Below are 23,151 nucleotides of genomic sequence, written 5' to 3' on the forward strand. Positions count from 1 at the left end.
TCAGCCGAGGCTCATGTACGCGGTCACGAACGCGGCGGCCAGGACGAGGGTGCCCACGACGGCGGCGACGGCGGCGAGGGGCTCCCGGATCCGGCGCGCCAGCATCCCGGCCAGCAGCGCGACACCGGCCAGGCCGATCACTGTCCAGTACACCGGGCTGGTCGTCTCGCTGATCACGGTGAGCCCGTACACGGCCTCGCCCACCCCGATGCCCGCGAGGAGCGCGGTGCCGAGCGCCGCGCGGATGCCCTCCGTGCGGAGCCAGGCGGCGGCCATGCCGACGAACGGCCCGGCGAGCACGCCGAGCACGATCCAGAGCGTCGGGTCGTAGTAGTAGCCGCGCACCTGGGCGGCCACCGAGTAGCCGGCCAGCAGCACCGCGAAGCCCACGGGGCCGAGCGCCGCGGCGGCGCCGGTGCGCGCGCGGGACCAGTACACGAGCGCCGCAGTCAGCACGGTCCACCCGCTGGCAGAGTTGGCGAACGACCGGAACCCGTCGGGCAGGAACCCCTGCGCGTACGACGTGAGGCCGCCCAGGACGAAGCTGAGCAGCACGACGACGAACGCACGCGCCAGCGGGCGGGAGAGCACTGCGCCGGCGGACGGCGCCCGGGTAACCGTGGTCATGCCGCAACCTAACCGCGGCGCAGGGCGCCCCACATCGGCCCGTGGGCTGACGGCGTCAGACCAGGGGTGGACGCGCGGCCCGCCGGGCCGGCCGTCTCCTCGGTCTCAACACGGCCCCGCGTGGCACGGCGCAGCTCAGGGAGCCCGCGCCGCGGACGGGACTCGGTGGGTCCGGCAGCTCGGACAGGTAGGCGTGGCCGGTCGGGGCGACTGTCCGCGTGACCTCGGGGCCGTCGCGGTCCAGCCTGCGCTGCGTCCAGCCGGGGGCCTGCTTGGCGAGATTGCACCGGACGCAGAGCCCCTGCCCGTTGCCCAGGCTGGTCGCGCCACCCTCGGCGTGGGGCACGACGTGGTCGGCGTGCCGCACCGGGGCGTCGCAGTACGGCGTGGCGCAGAGGCCCTGCTGCCGGGCGCGCAGGAGCGCGGTGATGCCGTCCGGGAAGAAGCGACTCGTGCTCGTGGTCGCCAGCAGACGCCCGGACGGGTCGACGTAGATCGCCCGCAGCCATGCGGCCTCGGCGTCGACGCCCGCGGCCACGAGCTCTCGGGCCACAGGCGCCGGAACCACGCCCACGCCCGCCGCCGAGCCCTCCAGCACGACCGCGGGACCGTCACCGCCCGCGAGCAACGTCTCGTCCGACACCAGGAGGTTGACCGTGACCGGGACGTCCTCGGCTGTGTCACGCCCGGTCACCCGCTCGATCAGCGTGTCGGCCATCAGCTGGCCACCGGAGCGCTCGTCGCCCGCCGCACGCGCCGCCTCGGCGCGCGCCACGAGCTGGGCGTAGGCCTGGACGCCCTGCTTCATCGGCACCAGGGCCGTCAGGTACACCATGAGGTCCGGTGCCGGGCGGATCGAGACGTGCCGCTCACCTTCCGCCGTGGCCAGCCGGCGCACGCAGGCGTGGACGTCGAGCCGGGCCGCGACGGCCCTGACGCGCGCCGTGAGGCGCTTGGTGCCCAGGCCCGCGAGCGCCTCCAGATCGCGGCAGACCTCCTCGTCGACGAGGGCCCGGTGCTCGGGGCTCAGGTGCGACGTCTCGCGCACGAGGACCCGGGCACGCCACTCGCTCAGGGCCCCGACCCGGAGCGCCTCGAAGGTGTACGGCATCTGCCGCACCCACACCCTCGCGTCACCGAGGAAGGCGGCACCCGCGTTCGGCGACAGCCCCATCGCCGCGCCGATCTGGGACGGAACGCCCCGTCCGCGCCGCTCGGCGCGGATACCGTGCCGGGCTTCGGCAGCCCTCGCTGCCTCGTCGAGCGCCACGGCCGCCCGCGCCTCGACGGCGGCCACCGAGTGCTTGACCTTCTCCAGCTCCGCCAGCAGATCGACCCAGGCCGCCGCGGTCTCCCGGGTCACGGGCCCGGCCGTGTCGGTGGCGCCGGGCAGGATGCCGTCGGCAAGGACGGCACGCAGACCCGCCACGACGACGGCGTCGAGCACCACGGGAGAGGCGGGATGCCCGCCCGCCTCGATCGCCGTGCCGTCCGTGGTCTGCGTCATAGCCCCACGATATCGAACATCTGATCGACATGTTGGACGAGAAAGAGATCTGTGGACAACCGAAGTCAGGCCGACGCCACCGGCTGGCGCAGGATCGTGCGCCGCTTCTCCGGGGCCACCCGGCGGAAGTCGCTCAGGTAGATCTCGTGGTGCCGCCCGGTCAGCCGCAGGCCGTTCGCCGGCACGAACTCCTCGTGCAGGCGCGCGAGCACCCCGGCCTCGTCGTCGAACGCGCCCACGTGCAGCGTCTGCACGCAGCGACCCTCCGCCAGGCGCGCGAACCGCACGTCGTCGAGCCGTGACGGCGCGGACCGCCGCCGGACGCCCTCCACCGCCGCCGCGAACAGGTCCGGCCCGATCCAGTCCGGCTGCAGCACCAGCAGCGTCCAGTCCCAGCGCGACGTGTCGCGCGCGACCGTGAACGCGTCCATGTCCCGCGCCCACCACAGCCCCTCCAGGGGCATGACCACGTAGTCCCGCCCGAGGTCCCGCTTGCTCGCGAACTTCAGCGCGTAGGCCACCGGGTACAGCGTCTCGACCGCCTCGGCGAACGCCGTGGCGTTCGGGTCGCCGTGCCCGTCGATCATCAGGTACTGCTGCTCGGGCACGTCGACCAGGCGGAACCTGCCCCGCTGCGCCCGGTAGGCGTCGAGGCTCTTCTTCAGGTCGACCTTGCCGGTCGTCCTGCCAGCCGGCCTGCCCGTCGTCCTGTCGGTCATGACCAGGGACGGTAGCGGGCGCACCGGCTCGCCGCACGGTCGCGGCGAGCCGGCCCGCGCGGCCTACTGCTGCGGCCGCCAGGGGCCCCAGGGGTCACCGGGCACCTGGTTGCGCGTCCACCACCGCGCCACGTAGGTCGTGCCGTCGTGGACGGCGACCTCGCCGGCCTCGAAGATCCGCGACGCCGTCCACTGCGCGACGCCGTCCCGCTCGGCGATCTCCTGCCACGGGCCGTAGGGCGCACCGGGCTCCTGGCCGCGCGTCCACCAGGCCGCCCGCCAGGTCGAGCCCGCGTACGACACCTCGTCGTCCGCACCGTAGGTCGACGCCGCGGCCCAGGCCGGGGCGGCCGGCGCGCACCCGTCGGCGCAGACGCTGAACGACGCGAGGACCGCCTTGTGGTCCGAGGGCCAGACGGCGTCCGGCGTGAGGATCTGGTCGGCGCTGTCGTCGTCGACCCGCTCGTTCCGCACGATGGTCGACTGCGGGCCGACGACGGACGCCGCGTCGATCGAGATCCGCTCGTCGGGCGTGACGAACACGTAGTCGATGCGGTCCCGTTCGTCGGCCCCGGGCGCCCAGGTGAGCTCGGAGGTCGGGAAGAGCGGGTTGTCCGACGGCCAGGTGACGCCGGGGTTGGCGACGGGGTCGGGGTGGACCTCGCGGTAGGCGTCGACCAGGCCGCCGTCGAGCAGCGTCCGCGTGCTCTGCCACGGGATCACGAGACCGTTGTGGTCCTGGAGGTCGGCGGTCGCCTCGGTCCAGTCCTGCACCGAAGGCTCGTTGAAGTCCCCGCCGACCACCGCGATGCGGCCCGCCGCACGCTCGGCCGCGACGTCCTCGACGAGCGCGGCGGCCGTCGCCGGCCGGCCCGACTGCCGGTTGGCCTCCAGGATCGCGTCCACGTCCGTGACCGGGCCGCCCGGGAGCCGGTCCCACGTGTCCCAGCCGTCCGGCCAGTCCCCGAGCACCGCACCGCCGTAGCCGCGGGGCAGGTAGGTGGCGTACCAGCGGTACTCCAGGTGACCGCCGTAGGCCACCACCTCGGTGCCGTTGACGTCGAGCACCGCCTTGGTCCACCACCGGTCGACGGTGTCGGTCTCCAGGATCGGGTAGCGCGAGACGATGCCGGTGTCGGTCGCGATGACGTGGTCGTAACCGAGCAGCGCGGCGACCTGGGCGGGCGCGTCGCCCTGCTCGGGCATGAACGTGACGTCGGCGTCGGTCTCCCGCAGCACGTCGGCGATCTCCTCGGCGCCGTCGTCGATCCGCGTGCCGCCGTGCCACAGGTTGAACGCGAGCACGTTCAGCTCGCTCACACCGTCCACCTGGGGCTTCGGCTCGGCGGGCGGCACCGGCGCGGTGCCGGCGTCGGCCACCGACCGGTCGAGGCCGGGCGTGGTTCCGGCGGCGGAGGCAGGGGCCGCGACGGCGAGCACGGCGAGGAGGCCTGCTGTGGTCGCGAGGAGTCCTCGGCGAAGGCGTGCGGATGACATCGGCTGGTTCTCCCGGGCTCGGAAACGCGGTGCGGTCGTGACGGTACGAGGCAGGCGTGGCCGGTCCGTGGCCAGGAGATGAACTACTGCGGCGAGGACCCCCTCCGGGCGCGCACCGCGAGCGCCGCCAGGGCCAGCAGCGTGCCCGCGGCGATCAGCACCTGGATCCACGGCCCGAGGAGCACGCCGGCGGTGACGCCGTCGCGCAGCTCGACGTCGGTGACGATCAGGCCGGGCGCGTCGGCGGGCAGGGCGGGGCCGGCGGCGCCGTCGGGCGCGAAGACCTGGCTGGTGCCGGTGGTGGAGAGGTTGACGACGGCGCGCCCGGTCTCGACGGCCCGCATCCGCGCGAAGGCGGTCTGCTGCAGGTTCTCGTCGGTGCCGCGGAAGTCGGCGTTGTTGGTCTGGAAGACGAGCACCTGGGCGCCGTGGTCGACGCCCTCGCGGATCACGTCGTCGAACACGACGTCGAAGCAGATGGCGAGGCCGACGACGGCGTCCCCCGTGCTCACCACGGGCGCGTCGGTGCCGGGGCTGTACTCGCGGCCGAGCAGGTTGACGAGGCTGGGCACGATGGCGCCGTAGAGCCACCGGTCGGGCACGTACTCGCCGAACGGCACGGGGTGGCGCTTGGCGTGCGAGGCGACGGCGCCGTCGTCGGACCAGAGGAACGAGCGGTTGTGGATGAGGTCGCCGTCCTCGGACGCGGCGTTGAGGAGCAGCGGCGCGCGGTACCGGCCGACGGCCGCGTCGAGGGCCCGCTCCGTGCCGGGGTCGGCCTGCGGATCGCTGTCCACGCCGCCCTCGGGCCAGACCACGAGGTCCACCTGCTCGCTCTCCAGGGGTACGGACGCCGCCCGCTGGGCGTCGAGGAGCGCGCCGGGCGCGCGGTCGTCGGAGTAGGCGGCGGGGCCGTCACCCTGCACGGCGCCGACGCGCAGCGTCCCGGCGTGCGCCGTCGGGAACTGCGGCGTGACGACGAGCAGCGCGGCGAGCGCCACGGCGGGCAGGGGCGCGGTCCACCGGTCGCGGCCGGGGGCCGCGGTGCGCAGGTGGCGGACGACCTCGATCGCGGCGGCGCACAGCACCACCATGCAGAAGCCCAGTCCGGTGATCCCGAGCCAGGACGCGACGGGCGCGACCGGCCCGGCGGACTGGCTCAGGCCGAGGCGGCCCCACGGGAAGCCGCCGTAGGGCCAGGAGCCCATCGCGAGCTCGCGGGTGAGCCACGCGCCCGCGACGAGCAGCGGCAGGCCGATCAGCCGGGCCGGCGGGCGGCGGCGGGGCACCCACCGGTAGGCGAGCGTGATCAGCGGGGACAGGGCCGCGGTGAACAGGGTCTGCACGGTCGCGAGCGCCACCCAGGGCACCCAGCCGAGGGGGTCGTCGCCGAGGAACCGGGACGACCAGGCGACGTGCGGGAACCAGAACGCCGCCCCGAACGCCGCGCCCACGAGCACGGCACCCCAGGCCCGCCGTCCGACGAACGTGACCAGCGACAGGGTGACCGCGACGAACGCGAGCGGCCACCACCCGAGGGAGGGGAACGCCCCGTCGAGCGCCAGGCCCGCCGCCACGGCCACCAGGACGGCGGCCCACAGCGGCAGGAGGGGCGGGTCGGGCAGCCGCGTCCGGGCGGAGCCGGTCGGCTCGGTCCGGACGGCGGCCCGGGGGCCGGGGGGCGGCTGCGTGGTGGCTTCCTGCGTCACGCCCCGAAGTCTCCCACCCCCGCCTGGGAGCGGACGACGACGGCCGTCACCCCGCGGGCGCGTCCCCGAGGTCGGGGATGTCCAGGCGGACGCCGCCCTTGAGCGCCGACTCGTGCGCCACGACGCCCGGCAGCGTGAACCGCGCGGCCACCCAGGCGTTGACCGGCGGCAGGCCCCCGGTCTCGACGGCCCGCACGAAGTCGTCGGCCAGGAAGTGGTGGCTGCCCTCGTGCCCGTTGGACACATGGGCGAACTCCGCCGGCAGCCGCGAGCGGTCGTGCACCGGCGCCGAGCCCGAGGTGAAGGCGTCGCGCAGCGCGGGCGAGACGTGCTCGAGCGAGGGGTCGTCCGGGGACAGCGTGGGCGCGGGCCGCAGGTGCTCGGTGAGGTCGGTGACCTCCTGCTTGTCCTGCCAGAGGCTCACGTTGACGAGCTGCTCCAGGCTGGCCTCGGTGCCGAAGAACCGGAACCGGGACTCGCGGACGTGCGACGGGAACCCGACCCGGCGGAACTCGTTGACCCGGAAGGCGCCGCCGCCCGCGGCCTCGAACAGCGCGGTCGCGTTGGAGAAGTCGTTGCCGAACTGGCTCACCTCGCGGTCGAAGACGCCGTCGTCCCGGTCGTCGAGCACGCCGATCGCCGACACGCTGGTCGCGTGCGTCTGCCACGCGCCGAGGATGCCGCCCAGGGAGTGCGTGGGGTACATCAGGGGCGGGTAGCTCGCCGTCGACCGCCAGCTCTCGCCGCCGCTGTAGCGGTAGGCGTCGTAGAAGCCGAGGTCCATGTCGTGCAGGTAGTCGCCCTCGGCGTAGAAGAGGCGCCCGAACGCACCCCGGGCGGCCTGCTCGCGCGCGTGCACGACCGCGGGGTTGTAGTAGCTGGTCTCGCCCATCATGTAGGTGAGCCCCGTCTCCCGGACCGCGTCGACGATCGCCGTGATCTCGCCCTCGGAGATCGCCATCGGCACCGCCGAGTAGACGTGCTTGCCGGCGCGCAGCGCCTCGACCACCAGCGGGCCGTGCGTCCACCGCTGGGTGAAGATCGCCACGGCGTCGACGTCGGACGCGAGCAGGTCCTCGAAGGACGGCACGGTCCCGGCGAGGTCGTACTCGTCGGTGAGCCGCTGCGCCCGCTCGGGCAGGAGGTCGGTGACGACGATGTCCCCCACCCCGGGGTGCAGCCGCCACAGCTTGGCGAACTGGCCGGCGAACTGGCCGGCTCCGACGATGCCGAGAGAGAACACGGGCGCTCCTTGTGTGCGGGGTGTCGTTGACGGCCCCGACCCTACGTACCTACGATCGGCGAACTCTTCATCGATCGGAGCGGGTTCTTCCCGGATACTCAGATGGCCCGGATGCGCAGATGACCCCACGGATCGAGATCGAGCCCCCGGCCCTGCTGAGCTGGGAGGGGCGGCCCAGCCTCATGGGCACCGCGCACCAGCACGACGACCTGGAGATCAACCTCGTCGCCGAGGGCGGCACCATGCTCTACCTGTTCGGCGGCGTCCCGGTCGAGATCGGGCCCGGGTCCGTCGCCGCGTTCTGGGCGGCGGTGCCGCACCAGCTCATCGCCAGCACGGCGACCCGCGCGTTCTGGGTGCACGTACCGTTCGCGACCTTCCTCGGCTGGGGCCTGCCGAGCGCACTCGTGGGCCGCCTGCTGTCGGGCACGCCGCTGGTCGCCCCGCCGTCGGCCGCGCTGCCGACCGACCCCGGCAGCTTCGCGCAGTGGGCGACGGACCTGTCCGACGAACGGCCCGAGCCGCGCCGCATCGCGATGCTGGAGGTCGAGGCCCGGGTGCGGCGCCTCGGCCTGACGACCGCGGACCAGCCGGTGCGGCAGGTCACCAGCGGCGACCCGACCCTGCGGCAGGTGCTCACGATGGTGCGGTACGTCGCCGAGCACTTCCGGGAGCCGCTCACCGTCACCGACGTCGCACGGACTGTGCGCCTGCACCCCGGCTACGCCATGGCGCAGTTCCGCCGGGTGGTCCGCACGACGATCGTCGACTACCTGACCCGGTGTCGTCTGGCCGAGGCGCGCCGGCTGCTGGTCACCACGGACCTGCCGGTGACCGACGTCGCCGCCGAGTCCGGCTTCAGCTCGGTGAGCCGGTTCTACAGCGCCTTCGGCGCGGCGTGCGGCATGCCGCCGGCCGCCTACCGGCGGGAGAACCAGCACGACCAGCCCCGCTGACCCCGGTACGCTTCCGCACCCGGGAGCAGGGCCCCCGCAGCGGGCCCGCCGGCCGACGAGGGAGTCATCGTGGACGTTCCGTTCTACTGGGTCGACGTGTTCGCGACCCGGCCCCTGGCGGGCAACCCCCTCGCCCTCGTGCCCGACGCCGACCTCCTGCCCGAGGAGACGATGCGCTCGATCGCGCGGGAGCTGAACCAGTCCGAGACGACGTTCCTGGTCCGCGCCGACGCCGGCCTCCCCGCCGACCACCGTCTGCGGTCCTTCACACCCGCGGGTGTCGAGGTCTTCGGCGCGGGGCACAACGCGATGGGCGCCTGGATCTGGCTCGCCGGGTCCGGTCGGCTCGACCCCGGACGCGACACCTTCGTGCAGCAGATCGGCGCCGACCTGCTGGAGGTTCGGGTGACCGGGCGGCTGGTCACCATGGAGCAGTCCGCGCCGCGGTTCCTGGGCCGCGTGGAGGACGGCGCGGCCCTGGCCGCCGCCCTGGGCCTCGGCGTCGCGGACCTCGCCGACGGGCGCGTCGCCGAGGTGGTCTCGACCGGCGCGGAACACCTGCTCGTGCCCCTGCGCGACGCCCCGGCGGTGGACCGCGCCGCGCCGGACACCGCCGTCCTGCGCCACCTGCTGGCCGATGCCGGGGCCGAGGGCTGCTACGTCTGGGCGCCCCACCCCGACGACCCCGGCGTGACGGCCTACACGCGGTTCTTCAACCCGACCGTCGGCATCGCGGAGGACCCGGCGACGGGGACCGCGGCGGGACCCCTGGCCGCCGTCCTGGTGCGGGACGGGCTCGCGACCGACCCCGCCCGCGTCGTGGTCGAGCAGGGCCGCGCGCTCGGCCGGCCGAGCCTGATCACGCTCGGCGCGGACGGCGCCGCCGTGACGATCACGGGCACGGGCGTGGTCGTCGGCCAGGGCGCGTTCCACCTCGGCGACCCGAAACCTACCGCCCTGTAAGTTGTGCGTAGCATCGTGCGCCGGCGTGGCCCCGCGCATGCCCCCACCGACCCGAGGAGAGCTGTGGTAGACGAGCGCGAGACGAACAGGACGGCTCGATGAGCGAGAGCACGGCGACGACCACTGCCGCCTACCTCGACCCGACCCTGCCGGTCCCCGAGCGCGTGGCCGACCTGCTGTCCCGGATGACCGTCGCGGAGAAGGTGGGGCAGATGCTCCAGCTCGACGCCCGCGGCGACTACGAGGGCGACATCCTGCGCAAGCACGTCGGGTCGATCCTGCACACCTCGCCGCACCGGCTGGGCCACGCCCACGACCTGGTGCAGCAGACCCGGCTGCGCGTCCCGCTGCTGGTGGGCGAGGACTGCATCCACGGGCACTCGTTCTTCGAGGGCGCCACGATCTTTCCCACCCAGCTCGGCATGGCCGCCACCTGGGACCCCGCGCTGACCGAGCAGGCGGCCCGGATCACGGCCGTCGAGGCCGCGGCGACCGGCGTGCACTGGACCTTCAGCCCCGTGCTCTGCATCGCCCGCGACCTGCGCTGGGGCCGCGTGGACGAGACGTTCGGCGAGGACCCGTACCTGATCGGGGAGCTCGCCTCCGCGATGGTGCGCGGCTACCAGGGTTCCGGGTTCGGCGACCCGACGGCGATCCTGGCCACCGCCAAGCACTTCGCCGGGTACTCGGAGACCCAGGGCGGGCGGGACGCCTCCGAGGCGGACATCTCGCGGCGCAAGCTGCGGTCCTGGTTCCTGCCGCCGTTCGAGCGCGTGGCCAAGGAGGGCTGCGCCACCTTCATGCTGGGCTACCAGACGATGGACGGCGTGCCGATCACCGTCAACGACTGGCTCCTCAACGACGTGCTGCGCGGCGAGTGGGGCTACACGGGCACCCTCATCACCGACTGGGACAACGTGGGACGTATGGTGTGGGAGCAGAAGGTCCAGCCCGACCACACCCACGCCGCGGCCGCCGCCGTCCGGGCCGGCAACGACATGGTGATGACCACCCCGCAGTTCTTCGAGGGCGCCCAGGAGGCCATCGAGCGCGGCCTGCTGGCCGAGTCGGACCTCGACCGCGCCGTCGCCCGCATCCTCACCCTGAAGTTCGAGCTCGGCCTGTTCGAGAACCCGCGCCGGCCCACGCTGGAGCGCGACGCGGCCGTCGTCGGCTCGGACGCGCACGCGGCGGTGAACCTCGAGATCGCGCGCCGCTCCCTCGTCCTGCTCCGCAACACGGGCGGCACGCTCCCGTTCGCGGGCGGCTTCACGTCCCTCGACGACGCCGGGCGCGCCACCGGGTCGGACGACGACCGGCCCCGGCGGGTCGCCGTCGTCGGACCGCTGGCCGACGCCGCGCAGGCGCAGCTCGGCGACTGGGCCGGGAGCTCGGGCCAGGCCGACTGGCTGCCCGACGGCCACCCCCGGCACATGATCACCACGGTGCTCGACGGCCTGACCGCCCTGGCCCCGGACGACTGGACGGTCTCGACGGCGCTCGGCGCCGAGATCGTCTCCCTGGTGACCCCGCCCGAGGGCGACACCCTGCCGGACGGGCAGCCTCGCCCCAAGATCGCCGTGCCCCGCGACCCGGACCCCGAGCTGATCGCCGAGGCCGTGGAGCGCGCGCAGGACGCCGACTACGTCGTGGCCGTGGTCGGCGACCAGGTGGAGCTGGTCGGCGAGTACAAGTCGACGGCGACCCTGGAGCTGGTCGGCGGGCAGGTCGCGCTGCTGGACGCGCTGGCCGCGACCGGCACGCCGCTGGTCGTCGTGGTCATGGCCTCCAAGCCGCTCGTGCTGCCGCGGTCCGCGCTGGACGCGGCGGCGGTGCTCTGGGTGGCCAACCCGGGCATGCGGGGTGGCCGGGCGATCGCGGAGCTGCTGCTCGGGCTGATCGAGCCGTCCGGGCGCCTGCCCATCTCCTTCGCGCGGCACGTGGGCCAGCAGCCCACCTACTACAACCAGGTGCGCGGCCAGCACGGCACCCGGTACGCGGACCTCACGCAGGAGCCGGCCTTCGTGTTCGGCGAGGGGCTGTCCTACAGCACGGTGGAGTACTCCGACCTGCGGGTGCTCGACACCGAGCTGACGGAGGCCGACGTCGTGCGCGCCCGCGTCACCGTGGCCAACACGGGCACCCGCCCGGTGCGCGAGACCGTCCAGGTGTACGTGAGCGACAGCGTGACGTCGGCGAGCTGGGCCGACCAGGAGCTCAAGGCCTACCGGCAGGTGGACCTCGAGCCCGGCGCGCGGGCCACGGTGGAGCTCGACCTGCCGGTGGCGGACTGCACGATCGTGGACCGCGAGGGCCGCCGCGTGGTCGAGCCGGGCGCCTTCGAGCTCCGCGTGGGGCCGTCGTCGCGACGGACCGACCTCCTGACCGCCGCCTTCACGGTGCTCCCCCGCTGAGGCTCGTCGGAGGAGTCAGCGGAGCAGGAACTGGTCCGGGCGCAGAGCCCGGGCCACGATCCTGGTGTCGCCGATCCAGCCGTAGAAGCCCTGGCCGTACCGCTCGGCCGACTGCGTGCCGCCGATGACGAACGGCTTGCCGAGGGTGGCGATCCCCCGCCCCTCCTCGGCGGCGTTGCGGACGATCCGCGAGCCGTCGACGTACATGACCGTGTGCCGCCCGTCGTTGACGACCGCGACGTGCGTCCACCGGCCCACGGGCAGCGCGTGGCTCCACGACGTCGGGTCGGCGTCGACCGGCACGGGGTAGGCGATGAACTGCAGGAACCGCTCGCCCGATACGTTGAGGCTGCACGTCGGCTCGTCGTCCGACCAGCCGCTGTGCTTGCCGGCGTCGCCCGCCCTGCCCTCCCAGCTCAGGATGCCCATCCAGGCGTGGTCGCCTTCGAAGGGTTCCGGCAGCTTGAGGAACGTCTCGATCGTGTAGCCCCGCTCGAACGTCATGCTGTTGACCGGCGCGTGCGCTCCGGTGCGCAGCACGGCGCCCCGGTCGGGTCCCTTGCCGCCGTCGAACCGCAGGCTGGCATGGGCGGGCTGGCCGTCATGGTGCTCCGCGGACCAGGTGAGCGTGTCCGGGCCGCTGTCGTGCAGGAGCGCCGACGTGAGGTGGTTGCCGTTCCCGCTCAGGTCGCGGGCGACGGTCCCGGGCGGCACGGGCGCGCCGTCGGAGCCTGCCGCGGCCAGCCCGGCGGCGTCGAACCGCCAGTAGGCCACGGTGTCGCGCGGCAGCACGGCCGACGGCGGCCGCGGCGCCGGCACGGGCGGCGGCGCGAACGCGGCGAACCGCTCGTCGAAGTCGATCTCGACCGTGAACCGGTCGACGTCGCCGCTCAGCTCGACGTGCTCCGTCTCCAGGGGTGTGGGGGCCTTCTTCTCCCGCAGCCAGGGGGAGAACGTCTCGACGTCGATCACGTGGCGCGCCAGGTCGAACCGGTAGTAGCGGAGCATGCCGGCGCCGCCGTAGTAGCGGTCCTGGTAGTTCGTGACGTGCAGGTGCACGGGACGGCCCGCGTCGTTCGTCAGCGTGGTGCGACCCGACGGCCAGTAGTGTCCGCCGAGGGCGAGGAAGACCTGGTCGTTGCCGCGGATCAGGCGGTCCCAGAGGCGCTGCCCGTTGTCGGACAGGTGGGCGTTCCCGTCGTCCTCGGCCCAGACCAGGTCGTGGGTGGTGAGGATCGTGGGCAGGGGGTGCGTGTCGAGCACGCGCTGCGCCCAGGCGACCCCCGCGTCGGAGAGCCGCCAGTCCAGCGCGAGCACGAGCCACTCCCGCCCGCCTCCGCGCACCACGTGGTAGCTGTTGTAGCCGTCGGGTGAGGAGCCGCCGTAGGTCTCCATCCGGGCGAACCGTCGCGGGCCGAAGGTCCGCAGGTACGGGGTGTCGCCGCGCTGGTCGTCGCCGCTGACGTCGTGGTTGCCGGCCAGCACGCTGTAGGGCAGCCGCCCCGCGGACTCGAACGCGCGGCGCGCGGCGTCCATCTCGGCCTCGGTGCCGTGCTCGGTGACGTCGCCGAGCTGGGTCATGAAGACGATGTTGTCGCTCCCCCGCTCGCGCACCAGGTGGCGCAGCGTCGCGCGCACGGGCTCGGCGTCGGAGCCGCCCTCGTCCAGGAGGTACTGCGTGTCGGGCAGGACGGCGATCGTGAAGCGCGGGTCCCGCCCGTCCGGCAGCCCGCCGCTCGGGGTGGCGGACGGCGCGGCGGCCGCAGTCCCGGCGGAGGCTGCTGACAGGACCGGGACGGCCGCGGCGGCCCGGAGGAGAGATCGGCGCGAGAGCGAGGTGTCCACGCCGCCAGCCTGGCGGCGCCGGTTGGCGCCGGGGTGACGCGGAGCGGAACGGACACCGACGGGACGGCGACGGGCGACTGCCGGCCTCGCTTTGGTCTCCCGGGGCCGATCGGTCTATGCTCAGGGGGCTCGCCCGTAGGGCGTACATCCGGGGCTGTGGCGCAGCTGGTAGCGCACCTGCATGGCATGCAGGGGGTCGGGGGTTCGAGTCCCCCCAGCTCCACCCGTGACGAAGGGCCTGGCCGTCGGCCGGGCCCTTCGTCGTGCACGGACGGGTCAGACCGCCGTGAGCAGCCCGCCCGTCGCGGTGCGCGCCCGCTCGAGCCGCGCCGCGACGTCCTGCCAGTTCGCCAGGTTCCAGAACGCCTTCACGTAGTCCGCCTTGACGTTGAGGTAGTCCAGGTAGAACGCGTGCTCCCACATGTCCAGCATCAGCAGGGGCGTGATGCCGAGCGGCACGTTGGCCTGCTGGTCGAAGAGCTGGAAGATCGCCAGGCGCTGCCCGACGGCGTCCCAGCCGAGCACCGCCCAGCCCGAACCCTGGATCCCGGTCGCCACCGCCGCGAAGTGCGCCTGGAACGCGGCGAAGCCGCCGAACTGGTCGGTGATCGCGGCCGCGAGCTCACCGTCCGGCTCCCCGCCGCCCTCGGGCGAGAGGTTGTGCCAGAAGACGGTGTGGTTGGTGTGCCCGCCCAGGTTGAACGCGAGGTTCTTCTCGTGCAGGTTCACCGCGGCCAGGTCGCCGGTCTCCCGGGCCTGCGCCAGGGCGTCGAGGGCCGCGTTCGCGCCCGCGACGTACGCGGCATGGTGCTTGTCGTGGTGCAGCTCCATGATCCGCCCGCTGATGTGCGGTTCGAGCGCCGCGTAGTCGTAGGGCAGGTCGGGCAGGGTGTAGACGGCCATCGTCCTCAGTCCTCTCGGGTTGATGTCCTACGACGCTAAGACCTCAACCTAGGTTGAGGGCAATGCCTCCGTCGCGTGACGCCCGCCACACCCCGCCGCGCTCACCGGTCGGCCGTCACCAGGACGTCCGCACGTACACCAGGGTCTGCCCCACGTCGGCGAAGCTGTACGACTCCTGGCTCTGCAGGCGTTCCAGCTCGGCGCTGTCCTCCTCCGTCCAGACGACCCGGTCCGCGGAGGCCGCGGCGTCCACCCAGCGCGTCCCGCTGTCCGGGCCGGGCCCGAGGGTGGTCAGGACCGCCGCCTCGGGCCGCCCACCCGGACGTCGACCCGCTCCGTTGTCAGTGTCTCCATGCTCCTACTCACGCGCCGGGACCCCCTCAGGTTGAGACGGCACCCGGACGAGATGTGGCAGCCGGGTACGACGAAGGCCGTCCCTTCCCCCGTGCGACACGGGGTCCGGAACGGCCTCTGACCAGATGCTCTGGTGGAGCTGGGGGGACTCGAACCCCCGACCCCCTGCATGCCATGCAGGTGCGCTACCAGCTGCGCCACAGCCCCAGAAATGGTCTCCCCCAGCCGTTCGGCCGGGCGAGCGTCGCTAGTCTATGCAGACCGGCGCCGAGGACCAAATCCAATCCGGGTGCGCTCGGTCACTGCCGCGCCTCGGGCCCCGACTGCCACGTGTCCAACGGGTAGCCGGCACCCACGTTGTGCGCGACGAGCCGCCAGGCCGGCGTGGCCCCCGGGCCGGACGCCCGCAGGTGCGACCAGTGCACGTTGTGCAGGCCGTGCAGCCCGCGCCACACCGCCGGGTCGAGGCCGAGCAACCGCGTGACCGCCTGCGTGATCGCCGAACCGTGCGACACGACCACGAGGGTCTCCCCCGCACCCAGCGCCTCGGCGTGCCGCAGCACGGCCTCCTCCATGCGCCGGGCGACCACGCTCTTGGACTCGACACCCTCGACCGGCGGCTCGCCGCCGCCGCGCCAGACCGCGTGCTCCTCGGGCCACCGCTCGGCGATCTCGGCGTCGGTCAGGCCCTCCCAGATGCCGAACGACCGCTCACGCAGGCCCGCGTCGGTCTCGACGTCCACCCCGATGTGCCGCGCGTACGCCTCGGCGGTGTGGCGGGCGCGCTCCAGGTCGCTGGACACCACCAGGGACGCCTTGTGCGACGCCGCCAGGGCCGTCGCGCCCTGCTCGGCCTGCCAGCGGCCCACCTCGTCGAGGGGGATGTCGATCTGTCCCTGCAGCCGCAGCCCCGCGTTGTACGCGGTGCGCGCGTGGCGCAGCAGCACGATGGTCCCTGCGGTCACCGCTGCGGGTCTCCCGCCAGGTGGATCGCGCCGTCGTCCGGCTCGCGGTACTCGGCCGGGTCGCCACCCCCGCGGGCGTCCTCCGGGAGGGGGATCGCCGGGCAGTCCTTCCACAGCCGCTCGAGCGCGTAGTAGGTGCGGTCCTCGGCGTGCTGCACGTGCACCACGACGTCGCCGAAGTCGAGCAGCACCCAGCGCGCCTCCGACTTGCCCTCCTGCCGGATGGGCTTGACGCCCTCCTTGAACAGCGCCCGCTCGACGGCGTCGACGATCGCGGACACCTGCCGCTCGCTCGCGCCCGACGCGATGAGGAACACGTCGGTCAGCACGAGCTGCTCGCTCACGTCCAGCGCGATGATCTCCTGCGCCTTGACGTCGCTCGCGGCACGCGCGGCGATGACCGCGAGCTCGGTGGCGCGCTCGGTCGCCGTCATAGGTGTCCTCCTGGGGTGAAGCCGGGCAGCGAGCCCAGCAGCGCGGCGGCCTGCTCGTCGGTGATCGCACTGTCGCCCTCGAGCACGAGCTTCCAGATGAGGAGGCCCAGCACGAACGCGACGACGACCAGGATGATGTAGTGCAGCCAGGTGTACTGCGGCCCCTCGTCCTCTTCCTCGTCCCACTCGTCCTCGACCTCGCGGCGCGCGGAGCGGGACGGGGCGGCGGGTGCCGGGAACTGTCCCGGGCCACCGGGGGGCTGCGGGGCGGCGCCGCCGACCGGGCCCGAGCCGGGTCCGGGGCGCCGCGGGAACGGGGAGCCGTCGGCCGCGGGGGCACCGCCCGGCGGCAGGGACTGCGGGGCCGAGGCGGGAGCCGGCGACTCCCACGGGAGCGTGGGCGCGGCGGCGGAGCCGCTCGGTTGCCCGCCCGCCGGTGTGCCCGGCCGCTGCTGCGCCAGACCGCCCGGGGCGCCCGGCCGGCCACCGAACGGCGACTGCGGGCCGGACTGCGGCTGTGCGGGTGCGGGCGGCGCGGCGTTCCACTGCGTCGTCTGCCCGGGGTCACCGGACGTGCCGGGAGCCTGGGGCGCCTGCTGCGGGGCGAACCGCCCGGTCCGACCCTGCTGCGGGGCCTGCGGTGCGGGCGGCGCGGGCTGACGGGATCCGAACGGGTTCGGTGGCGGGCCACCCTGGGGGCCCTGCCCGCCGGCCGGCGCGGAGCCGGGGTTGCCGGGGGCGGAGGGCCGCCCCTGGTTGCCACCCAGGAACGGGGACGGCGGGTTGCCGCCGCCCGGCTGCTGCACGGGCGTGAGGCGCCCGGTGGCGTCCACGCCCCGCGAGCCGCCCGTCGCCTGCGGGGGCCGCGCGACCGGCGGGTTCTGCGGCGACCAGCCGCCCTCGGGCGCGGGCGCGCCGCGGTGCGGAGGCTGCTGCTGCGGCTGCCCGCCCTGCGGTGGGTACGCACCACCGGCGGCAGCGGCCGCAGCGGCGGCCTCACGCTCGCGGATCTCGCGGCGCGTCATGGGACGACCCTTGTTGTCACTCATCGTGAAGACCTCGATACAGTCCGTGCTTGGCGATGTACTGGACCACGCCGTCAGGCACCAGATACCAGACCGGCAACCCCTCCTCGGCCCGACGTCGGCAGTCGGACGAGGAGATGGCGAGCGCAGGAACCTCGAGCGTCGTCACGCCGTCCCGAGGAAGCCCGTCCACGGAGAGCAGGTGCCCTGGCCGTGTGACAGCGACGAAGTGTGCCATGTCCCACAGCTTCTCGGCATCCTTCCACCGGAGAATCTGCTGGATGGCGTCCGCTCCCGAGATGAAGAACAGGTCCGCGTCCGGGCGCTGCGCACGCAGGTCCCGGAGCGTGTCCACCGTGTAGGTGAGGCCCTCGCGGTCGATGTCGACGCGGCTCACGGTGAAGCGCGGGTTGGACGCCGTGGCGATCACCGTCATGAGGTAGCGGTGCTCCGCCGGGGTGACCCGCTGCTTCTGCTTGAACCCCGGCCTGCCGGTGGGGACGAAGACGACCTCGTCCAGTCCCAGGTGCGCCGCCGCCTCGCTCGCGGCCACGAGGTGGCCGTGGTGGATGGGGTCGAACGTGCCACCCATCACACCGATGCGGGGCCGGGTCCCGGCGGGGGCACTCATGCGGTGCGCGTGCTCAGTGCCGGTTACCGACGTTGCGGAACGCGTACGTGACGACCAGCGCGGCCACGAGCGCACCGAAGGCGATCAGGCCCAGCGCGATCGGCGCGATCGGCTCGTTGGTGTGCTCCGAGGCGGCCTCGGCGGCCAGGACGGCGGTGTGCAGCACGGGTGTTCCTCCCAGTCGGACGTGCTCAGGTGGGCTTTAGTCTCTCACGGACGCCCTGGGGCGAGTGCACGGCGGCACTCGGTCGCAAGGAGATCCTGCGGAGGTCTCCCGGACGCCCGCGACGCGTCACGGCTTGATGTGCCCGTCCCCGGTGACCACCCACTTCGTGGTGGTCAGCTCGGTCAGGCCCATGGGGCCGCGCGCGTGCAGCTTCTGCGTGGAGATGCCGATCTCCGCGCCGAGGCCGAGCTCGCCGCCGTCGGTGAACCGGGTGGAGGCGTTCACCATGACCGCGGCCGAGTCCACCTCGGCGACGAACCGGTCCGCCGCGGCGATGTCGCGGGTGACGATCGCCTCGGTGTGCCCGGACGACCACGTGCGGATGTGCTCGATCGCGGCGTCGAGCGACGGCACCACGCGGACGCCGAGCTCGAGCGCCAGGTACTCGGTGGCCCAGTCCTCGTCCGTCGCGGGCACCACGTCGGCCCCGGCGGGGGCAAAGGACATGGCAGCCGGGTCCCCGTGGAGCACCACGCCGGCGTCGGCCAGCGCGGCGAGCGCCGCGGGGAGGAACTCCGGGGCGGCGTCCTCGTGCACGAGCAGGGTCTCGGCCGCGTTGCACACGCCGACGCGCTGCGTCTTGGCGTTCATGACGATGGCGACGGCCATGGCGACGTCGGCCGTCGCGTCCACGTAGACGTGCACGTTGCCGACGCCGGTCTCGATCACGGGGACCAGGGACTCGCGGACCACGGTCTGGATCAGGTCGGCGCCGCCGCGCGGGATGAGCACGTCCACGAGGCCCCGGGCGCGCATCAGCGCCACGCCGCCGGCGCGGCCGTACGCGTCGATCGACTGGACGAGGTCGGCGGGCAGGCCGCTCGCGTCCAGGGCGTCCCGCATCACCGACACGATGACGGCGTTCGACGCCGCCGCCGCGCTGCCGCCGCGCAGGATCACCGCGTTGCCGGACTTGAGGGCCAGGCCCGCGGCGTCGACCGTCACGTTGGGCCGGGCCTCGTAGATCATGCCGACCACGCCCATGGGCACGCGCACCTGACGCAGGCGCAGGCCGTTCGGCAGGGTCTGGCCGCGCACGACCTCGCCGACCGGGTCGGGCAGGCCGGCGACGTCGCGCAGCGCGTCGGCGATCCGGCCGATCCGGTCGGGGGTGAGGGCGAGCCGGTCCAGCAGGCCGTCGGACATCCCGCCGGCGCGGCCCCGGTCCAGGTCCTGCGCGTTGGCGGTGACGATCTCGTCCGCCGCCGCCACGAGGGCGTCCGCGACGGCGCGCAGGGCGGCGTCCTTGGTCATGCGGTTCGCGGTGGCCAGGGCGCGGGAGGCGACCTTGGCGCGCCGGGCGACGTCGCGCACCTCGGCCTCGGTCGTCCCGCCCTGGGCACGGACCGCCTCGGGGCTCACAGTCGTCATGGGTCGAGAGTACGTCGGACCCGCACGGATGCGGAGGGGTAGTTCGTGGTGCGGACGCTACCCGTCGCGACGCGACGCGGCGGCGGAGCTCGTCGGCCGGTCCAGCACGAGGTCGTCCCGGTGCACGACCACCCGGTCGTACCCCTCGCCCAGCTCGTCGCGCAGCGCGTACGTCGAGCGGCCGAGCAGGGCGGGCAGGTCGCTCGCGTCGAACGTGACCAGGCCTCGGGCGATCACGGTGCCGTCGGGGGCCACCAGCTCGACCGGGTCGCCCGCGTCGAACTCGCCCTCCGTGCGCGTGATCCCGGCGGGCAGCAGCGAGGCGCGGCCGCCCAGCACGGCGCGCGCGGCGCCGTCGTCCAGGTGCAGGCGGCCCTGGGTGCGCGCGGCGTGCGCGATCCACAGCCGCCGCGCGGAGGTGCGGCGTCCGGTGGCGGCGAAGAACGTGCCGACGTCCTGGCCGGCGAGCGCCGCGGCCGCGTTGGCCGCGAGCGTGAGGACGGCGGGGACGCCCGCGCCGGTCGCGATGCGGACCGACTCCAGCTTGGTGACCATGCCGCCGGTGCCCACGGAGCTGCCGCGCGCGGTGACCTCCACGCCCGCGACGTCCTCCAGGTCGCCCACCAGCGGGATGCGGCGGGCGCCGGGGCGGGACGGCGGGGCGTCGTGCAGGCCGTCGACGTCGGTCAGGAGCAGCAGGGCGTCGGCCCGCACCAGGTGGGACACGAGCGCGGCGAGGCGGTCGTTGTCGCCGAACTTCAGCTCGTCGGTGGTGACGGCGTCGTTCTCGTTGATGAGCGGCACCACGCCGAGCGCGAGCAGGCGCTCCAGCGAGCGCTGGGCGTTGCGGTAGCGGGAGCGGCGCACGGTGTCCTCGGCCGTGAGCAGGATCTGGCCGATCTGCAGGCCGTACGCGGCGAACTCCTCCTGGTACCGGCGCACGAGCTGGCCCTGCCCGACCGAGGCCGCCGCCTGCATGGTGGCGAGGTCGCGCGGCCGCGTGCCGAGGCTCAGCGGTCCGATGCCCGCCGAGACCGCGCCGGACGTGACGAGCACGACCTGGGCGCCCGCGGCCTGCCGGGCGGCGAGCACCTCCACGACGCGACGCAGCGCGCCGACGTCGAGGTGCCCGTCCGGGCCCGTCAGGGACGACGAGCCGATCTTGACCACCACGCGCCGCGCGGAGGCGATGACGGACCGGGCACCTGCCGAGGTTTCGAGGGAGCTCACGCCCCCCATCCTCGCCGCACCCCGCCCCGGCACGCGCGGTCATTTCACGACGCGGGCACCGGGGCCTCGCGTCAGCTGTCCTCGGGGTCGGTCCAGTGACCCGACTCGCGCTCGGTCCACAGCTCCTGGCGGGCCGCGGCCTTGGCGTCCATGCGCTCGTGGTGCTCGCGGCGCTTCTCGCCACGCGTGGGCCGCTCGTTCTGGTCGAGCCGCAGGTCGGTACCGCGGCCGCCGAGCAGCTCCGGTCCGGTCTGCAGGGTGGGCTCCCAGTCGAAGACGACGGCGTTGCGCGGGTCACCGATGCGCACCTCGTCGCCGGCCACGGCGCCCGCCTTGAACAGGCCGTCCTCGACGCCGAGCTTCGCGAGCCGGTCCGCGAGGAAGCCGACCGCCTCGTCGTTGTTGAAGTCGGTCTGCCGCACCCAGCGCTCCGGCTTCTCACCGCGCACCTCGAACCAGTAGTCGGTCTCGCCGCCCAGGCGGCGCACCGTGAACTTCGACTCGTTGACGGCGCGCGGGCGCAGCACGATCGGCGCGGGCTCGGGCGCCGGAGCCGCGGCGCGGGCCCGCTCCACGGTCTCGGCGAGCGCGAACTTCAGCTCGCGCAGCCCCTCGTGGCTGGCGGTGGAGATCTCCAGGACGCGCAGGCCGCGGGCCTCCAGGTCGGGCCGCACGAACTCCGCGAGCTCGCGCGCGTCCGGCACGTCGATCTTGTTGAGCACCACGAGCCGGGGGCGCTCGGTCAGCGGCACGCGGCCGCCCGCGATGCCGAGGTCGCCCGCGTACGCGGCGAGCTCCGCCTCGATGACGTCGAGGTCGCTGATCGGGTCGCGGCCGGGCTCGAGCGTGGCGCAGTCGAGCACGTGCACGATCATCGCCGTCCGCTCGATGTGCCGCAGGAACTCCAGGCCGAGCCCCTTGCCCTCGCTCGCGCCCGGGATGAGGCCGGGCACGTCGGCGACGGTGAACCGGGAGTCCCCCGCCTGCACGACGCCGAGGTTCGGCACCAGCGTGGTGAAGGGGTAGTCCGCGATCTTGGGCCGGGCAGCCGAGATCGCCGCGATGAGCGACGACTTGCCCGCGCTCGGGAAGCCGACGAGCGCCACGTCGGCGATCGTCTTGACCTCGAGCTCGACGTCGGCGGCCTCGCCCTCCTCGCCGAGCAGCGCGAAACCGGGCGCCTTGCGCTTCGGCGACGACAGCGCCCGGTTGCCCAGGCCGCCCTTGCCGCCGGCCGCGACGACGTACTCGGCACCCTCGCCCACGAGGTCGGCGAGCACATTCCCGTCGAGGTCCTTCACGACGGTGCCGTCCGGCACCTTGAGCACCAGGTCGCCGCCCTTGGCGCCGTCCCGGTCGTCACCCATCCCCTGGGTGCCCGACGTCGCCCGGCGGTGCGGCGAGTGGTGGTACTCCAGCAGGGTGGTCGTGTTGGCGTCGACGACGAGCCGCACGGAGCCGCCGTCGCCCCCGTCGCCGCCGTCGGGCCCTGCCAGGGGCTTGAACTTCTCCCGGCGGATCGAGGCGCAGCCGTTCCCGCCGTTACCTCCGACGGCGTGGAGCACCACCCGGTCCACGAAGCTGGCCATGTCTTGATCCTCTCAGGTACTGCACGGGTGAGCGGCCCCCGGGGCCGCTCATGAAAAGGCGTAAGGGGGCGCACCGTCACCGGTGCGCCCCCTTACGCGGAAGCCGGTACTCAGGCAGCACTGTCGCGGTCTGAGCCTGCGGTTTCGCTACGGGCGAGTGCCTCGTTCCTCGGCACTCACCCTTCGCTGCACCTCCGGCTCAGGCCTCGACAGTCACGATGTCGACGACCTTGCGGCCCCGACGCGTGCCGAACTGCACGGCGCCGGCGTCGAGGGCGAACAGGGTGTCGTCCTTGCCGCGGCCGACGTTGCTGCCCGGGTGGAAGTGGGTGCCGCGCTGGCGGACGATGATCTCGCCGGCCTTGACGACCTGGCCACCGAAGCGCTTCACACCGAGGCGCTGGGCGTTGGAGTCACGACCGTTGCGCGAGGAGCTCGCGCCCTTCTTGTGTGCCATCTGAAGAACCTGTCTTTCGGGACGAAGGAGAATCGGGATCGCAGGCGGGCTCGTCAGGACGTGCCCGCAGCGGAAGTCACTTGATGCCGGTGACCTTGAGGCGGGTCAGCGACTGACGGTGACCCTGGCGCTTGCGGTAGCCGGTCTTGTTCTTGTACTTGAGGATCGTGATCTTGGGACCCTTCTCGTCCCGCACGACCTCAGCGGTGACCTTGACCTTCGCGAGCTTCTTCGCGTCGGTGGTCACCTTCTCCCCGTCCACGAGCAGCAGGGCCGGGAGCTCGACGGTCTCACCGGGCGCCGACTGGACACGGTCCATGACGACGATGCTTCCGACGGACACCTTCTCCTGGCGGCCACCGGCCTTGACGATCGCGTACACCACGTTCAACTCATCTCTCTAGTCTTGGCGTGCGCGCACGACGGGATCCACCGGCTTCGCTGAGACTCGCTCCGCCGCGGCGGTCGAGTGCGGTGCGCCATGGG

The 23,151-nt window shown here is 73.8% G+C and carries 22 protein-coding genes and 2 tRNA genes; 4 read left to right on the forward strand and 20 right to left on the reverse strand.

Annotated elements, in window-relative coordinates; translation table 11 throughout:
• From APR03_RS08190 to APR03_RS08215, 6 genes are all read right to left on the reverse strand, one after another.
• Positions 1-627: a DUF6518 family protein gene (locus tag APR03_RS08190; protein WP_253834517.1), complete on the reverse strand. Its 627-nt coding sequence runs from the start codon at positions 625-627 to the stop codon at positions 1-3.
• A 55-nt stretch (positions 628-682) separates the two neighbouring features.
• On the reverse strand, positions 683-2,134 hold the full coding sequence (locus APR03_RS08195; RefSeq protein ID WP_308216460.1) for an HNH endonuclease: 1,452 nt from the start codon (positions 2,132-2,134) through the stop codon (positions 683-685).
• 65 nt (positions 2,135-2,199) lie between these two features.
• Entirely contained in the window at positions 2,200-2,853 is a 654-nt protein-coding gene (locus tag APR03_RS08200; protein WP_253834519.1) for a GyrI-like domain-containing protein, read from the reverse strand.
• Positions 2,854-2,916: 63 nt separating this feature from the next.
• On the reverse strand, positions 2,917-4,350 hold the full coding sequence (locus APR03_RS08205; RefSeq protein ID WP_253834792.1) for a carbohydrate-binding protein: 1,434 nt from the start codon (positions 4,348-4,350) through the stop codon (positions 2,917-2,919).
• Positions 4,351-4,433: 83 nt separating this feature from the next.
• Positions 4,434-6,059, reverse strand: a complete 1,626-nt coding sequence (lnt, locus tag APR03_RS08210; RefSeq protein WP_253834521.1) for an apolipoprotein N-acyltransferase — start codon at positions 6,057-6,059, stop codon at positions 4,434-4,436.
• 46 nt (positions 6,060-6,105) lie between these two features.
• Positions 6,106-7,302, reverse strand: coding sequence for a Gfo/Idh/MocA family protein (locus APR03_RS08215; RefSeq protein ID WP_253834523.1), 1,197 nt, complete (start codon positions 7,300-7,302; stop codon positions 6,106-6,108).
• A gap of 119 nt (positions 7,303-7,421) precedes the next feature.
• On the opposite strand from APR03_RS08215, the gene APR03_RS08220 reads away from it, so the two are divergent.
• From APR03_RS08220 to APR03_RS08230, 3 genes are all read left to right on the forward strand, one after another.
• Positions 7,422-8,258, forward strand: a complete 837-nt coding sequence (locus APR03_RS08220; RefSeq protein ID WP_253834525.1) for a helix-turn-helix domain-containing protein — start codon at positions 7,422-7,424, stop codon at positions 8,256-8,258.
• 69 nt (positions 8,259-8,327) lie between these two features.
• Positions 8,328-9,221, forward strand: coding sequence for a PhzF family phenazine biosynthesis protein (locus tag APR03_RS08225; RefSeq protein ID WP_253834527.1), 894 nt, complete (start codon positions 8,328-8,330; stop codon positions 9,219-9,221).
• Between the two features lie 98 nt (positions 9,222-9,319).
• Positions 9,320-11,635 carry an exo-beta-d-1,3/1,6-glucosidase gene (locus APR03_RS08230; protein ID WP_253834528.1) on the forward strand — a complete coding sequence of 772 codons (2,316 nt, stop codon included), beginning with the start codon at positions 9,320-9,322 and terminating at the stop codon, positions 11,633-11,635.
• A 15-nt stretch (positions 11,636-11,650) separates the two neighbouring features.
• On the opposite strand, the gene APR03_RS08235 is transcribed toward APR03_RS08230, so the two are convergent.
• Positions 11,651-13,480 carry a LamG-like jellyroll fold domain-containing protein gene (locus tag APR03_RS08235; RefSeq protein WP_253834530.1) on the reverse strand — a complete coding sequence of 610 codons (1,830 nt, stop codon included), beginning with the start codon at positions 13,478-13,480 and terminating at the stop codon, positions 11,651-11,653.
• Positions 13,481-13,630: 150 nt separating this feature from the next.
• On the opposite strand from APR03_RS08235, the gene APR03_RS08240 reads away from it, so the two are divergent.
• Positions 13,631-13,703: transfer RNA gene (locus tag APR03_RS08240), tRNA-Ala, on the forward strand.
• 53 nt (positions 13,704-13,756) lie between these two features.
• Here APR03_RS08240 and APR03_RS08245 read toward each other — a convergent pair.
• The 13 genes from APR03_RS08245 to rplU all read right to left on the reverse strand — a co-directional run bounded on the left by APR03_RS08245 (position 13,757) and on the right by rplU (position 23,050).
• Complete coding sequence (locus APR03_RS08245; RefSeq protein WP_253834532.1) at positions 13,757-14,383, reverse strand: superoxide dismutase; 627 nt, start codon at positions 14,381-14,383, stop codon at positions 13,757-13,759.
• 115 nt (positions 14,384-14,498) lie between these two features.
• Complete coding sequence (locus APR03_RS08250; protein WP_253834534.1) at positions 14,499-14,636, reverse strand: hypothetical protein; 138 nt, start codon at positions 14,634-14,636, stop codon at positions 14,499-14,501.
• A gap of 232 nt (positions 14,637-14,868) precedes the next feature.
• Positions 14,869-14,944: transfer RNA gene (locus tag APR03_RS08255), tRNA-Ala, on the reverse strand.
• Between the two features lie 92 nt (positions 14,945-15,036).
• Entirely contained in the window at positions 15,037-15,702 is a 666-nt protein-coding gene (locus tag APR03_RS08260) for a histidine phosphatase family protein (RefSeq protein WP_253834536.1), read from the reverse strand.
• A complete protein-coding gene (gene rsfS, locus APR03_RS08265) occupies positions 15,699-16,136 on the reverse strand; it encodes a ribosome silencing factor (protein ID WP_253834538.1) in 438 nt (145 codons plus the stop codon). The genes APR03_RS08260 and rsfS overlap by 4 nt, the downstream gene beginning before the upstream one ends.
• Positions 16,133-17,161, reverse strand: coding sequence for a hypothetical protein (locus APR03_RS08270; protein WP_253834540.1), 1,029 nt, complete (start codon positions 17,159-17,161; stop codon positions 16,133-16,135). Before APR03_RS08270 ends, rsfS begins: the two co-directional genes overlap by 4 nt.
• A 16-nt stretch (positions 17,162-17,177) precedes the next feature.
• Complete coding sequence (gene nadD, locus APR03_RS08275) at positions 17,178-17,792, reverse strand: nicotinate-nucleotide adenylyltransferase (RefSeq protein ID WP_253834542.1); 615 nt, start codon at positions 17,790-17,792, stop codon at positions 17,178-17,180.
• 13 nt (positions 17,793-17,805) lie between these two features.
• On the reverse strand, positions 17,806-17,958 hold the full coding sequence (locus APR03_RS08280; RefSeq protein WP_253834544.1) for a hypothetical protein: 153 nt from the start codon (positions 17,956-17,958) through the stop codon (positions 17,806-17,808).
• A 126-nt stretch (positions 17,959-18,084) separates the two neighbouring features.
• Positions 18,085-19,389 (reverse strand): glutamate-5-semialdehyde dehydrogenase, encoded by a 1,305-nt coding sequence (locus APR03_RS08285; protein ID WP_253834546.1) that lies wholly within the window; start codon positions 19,387-19,389, stop codon positions 18,085-18,087.
• A 57-nt stretch (positions 19,390-19,446) separates the two neighbouring features.
• On the reverse strand, positions 19,447-20,628 hold the full coding sequence (gene proB / locus APR03_RS08290; protein WP_253834548.1) for a glutamate 5-kinase: 1,182 nt from the start codon (positions 20,626-20,628) through the stop codon (positions 19,447-19,449).
• 62 nt (positions 20,629-20,690) lie between these two features.
• Positions 20,691-22,208, reverse strand: coding sequence for a GTPase ObgE (gene obgE, locus APR03_RS08295; RefSeq protein WP_253834550.1), 1,518 nt, complete (start codon positions 22,206-22,208; stop codon positions 20,691-20,693).
• Between the two features lie 199 nt (positions 22,209-22,407).
• Entirely contained in the window at positions 22,408-22,665 is a 258-nt protein-coding gene (rpmA, locus tag APR03_RS08300) for a 50S ribosomal protein L27 (RefSeq protein WP_119143073.1), read from the reverse strand.
• Between the two features lie 76 nt (positions 22,666-22,741).
• Positions 22,742-23,050: a 50S ribosomal protein L21 gene (rplU, locus tag APR03_RS08305; protein ID WP_119143071.1), complete on the reverse strand. Its 309-nt coding sequence runs from the start codon at positions 23,048-23,050 to the stop codon at positions 22,742-22,744.
• Positions 23,051-23,151 lie beyond the last annotated feature (101 nt).

Source organism: Promicromonospora thailandica (genome assembly GCF_024171955.1).
Taxonomy (GTDB): Bacteria; Actinomycetota; Actinomycetes; order Actinomycetales; family Cellulomonadaceae; genus Promicromonospora; species Promicromonospora thailandica.

Excerpts from the sequence above, each read along its gene's own strand:
- APR03_RS08190 (WP_253834517.1), bottom strand. The coding sequence starts at position 627 with ATGACCACGGTTACCCGGGCGCCGTCCGCCGGCGCAGTGCTCTCCCGC.
- APR03_RS08195 (WP_308216460.1), bottom strand. The coding sequence starts at position 2,134 with ATGACGCAGACCACGGACGGCACGGCGATCGAGGCGGGCGGGCATCCC.
- APR03_RS08200 (WP_253834519.1), bottom strand. The coding sequence starts at position 2,853 with ATGACCGACAGGACGACGGGCAGGCCGGCTGGCAGGACGACCGGCAAG.
- APR03_RS08205 (WP_253834792.1), bottom strand. The coding sequence starts at position 4,350 with ATGTCATCCGCACGCCTTCGCCGAGGACTCCTCGCGACCACAGCAGGC.
- APR03_RS08220 (WP_253834525.1), top strand. The coding sequence starts at position 7,422 with ATGACCCCACGGATCGAGATCGAGCCCCCGGCCCTGCTGAGCTGGGAG.
- APR03_RS08230 (WP_253834528.1), top strand. The coding sequence starts at position 9,320 with ATGAGCGAGAGCACGGCGACGACCACTGCCGCCTACCTCGACCCGACC.
- APR03_RS08245 (WP_253834532.1), bottom strand. The coding sequence starts at position 14,383 with ATGGCCGTCTACACCCTGCCCGACCTGCCCTACGACTACGCGGCGCTC.
- rsfS (WP_253834538.1), bottom strand. The coding sequence starts at position 16,136 with ATGACGGCGACCGAGCGCGCCACCGAGCTCGCGGTCATCGCCGCGCGT.
- APR03_RS08270 (WP_253834540.1), bottom strand. The coding sequence starts at position 17,161 with ATGACGCGCCGCGAGATCCGCGAGCGTGAGGCCGCCGCTGCGGCCGCT.
- nadD (WP_253834542.1), bottom strand. The coding sequence starts at position 17,792 with ATGAGTGCCCCCGCCGGGACCCGGCCCCGCATCGGTGTGATGGGTGGC.
- APR03_RS08285 (WP_253834546.1), bottom strand. The coding sequence starts at position 19,389 with ATGACGACTGTGAGCCCCGAGGCGGTCCGTGCCCAGGGCGGGACGACC.
- proB (WP_253834548.1), bottom strand. The coding sequence starts at position 20,628 with ATGGGGGGCGTGAGCTCCCTCGAAACCTCGGCAGGTGCCCGGTCCGTC.
- obgE (WP_253834550.1), bottom strand. The coding sequence starts at position 22,208 with ATGGCCAGCTTCGTGGACCGGGTGGTGCTCCACGCCGTCGGAGGTAAC.
- rpmA (WP_119143073.1), bottom strand. The coding sequence starts at position 22,665 with ATGGCACACAAGAAGGGCGCGAGCTCCTCGCGCAACGGTCGTGACTCC.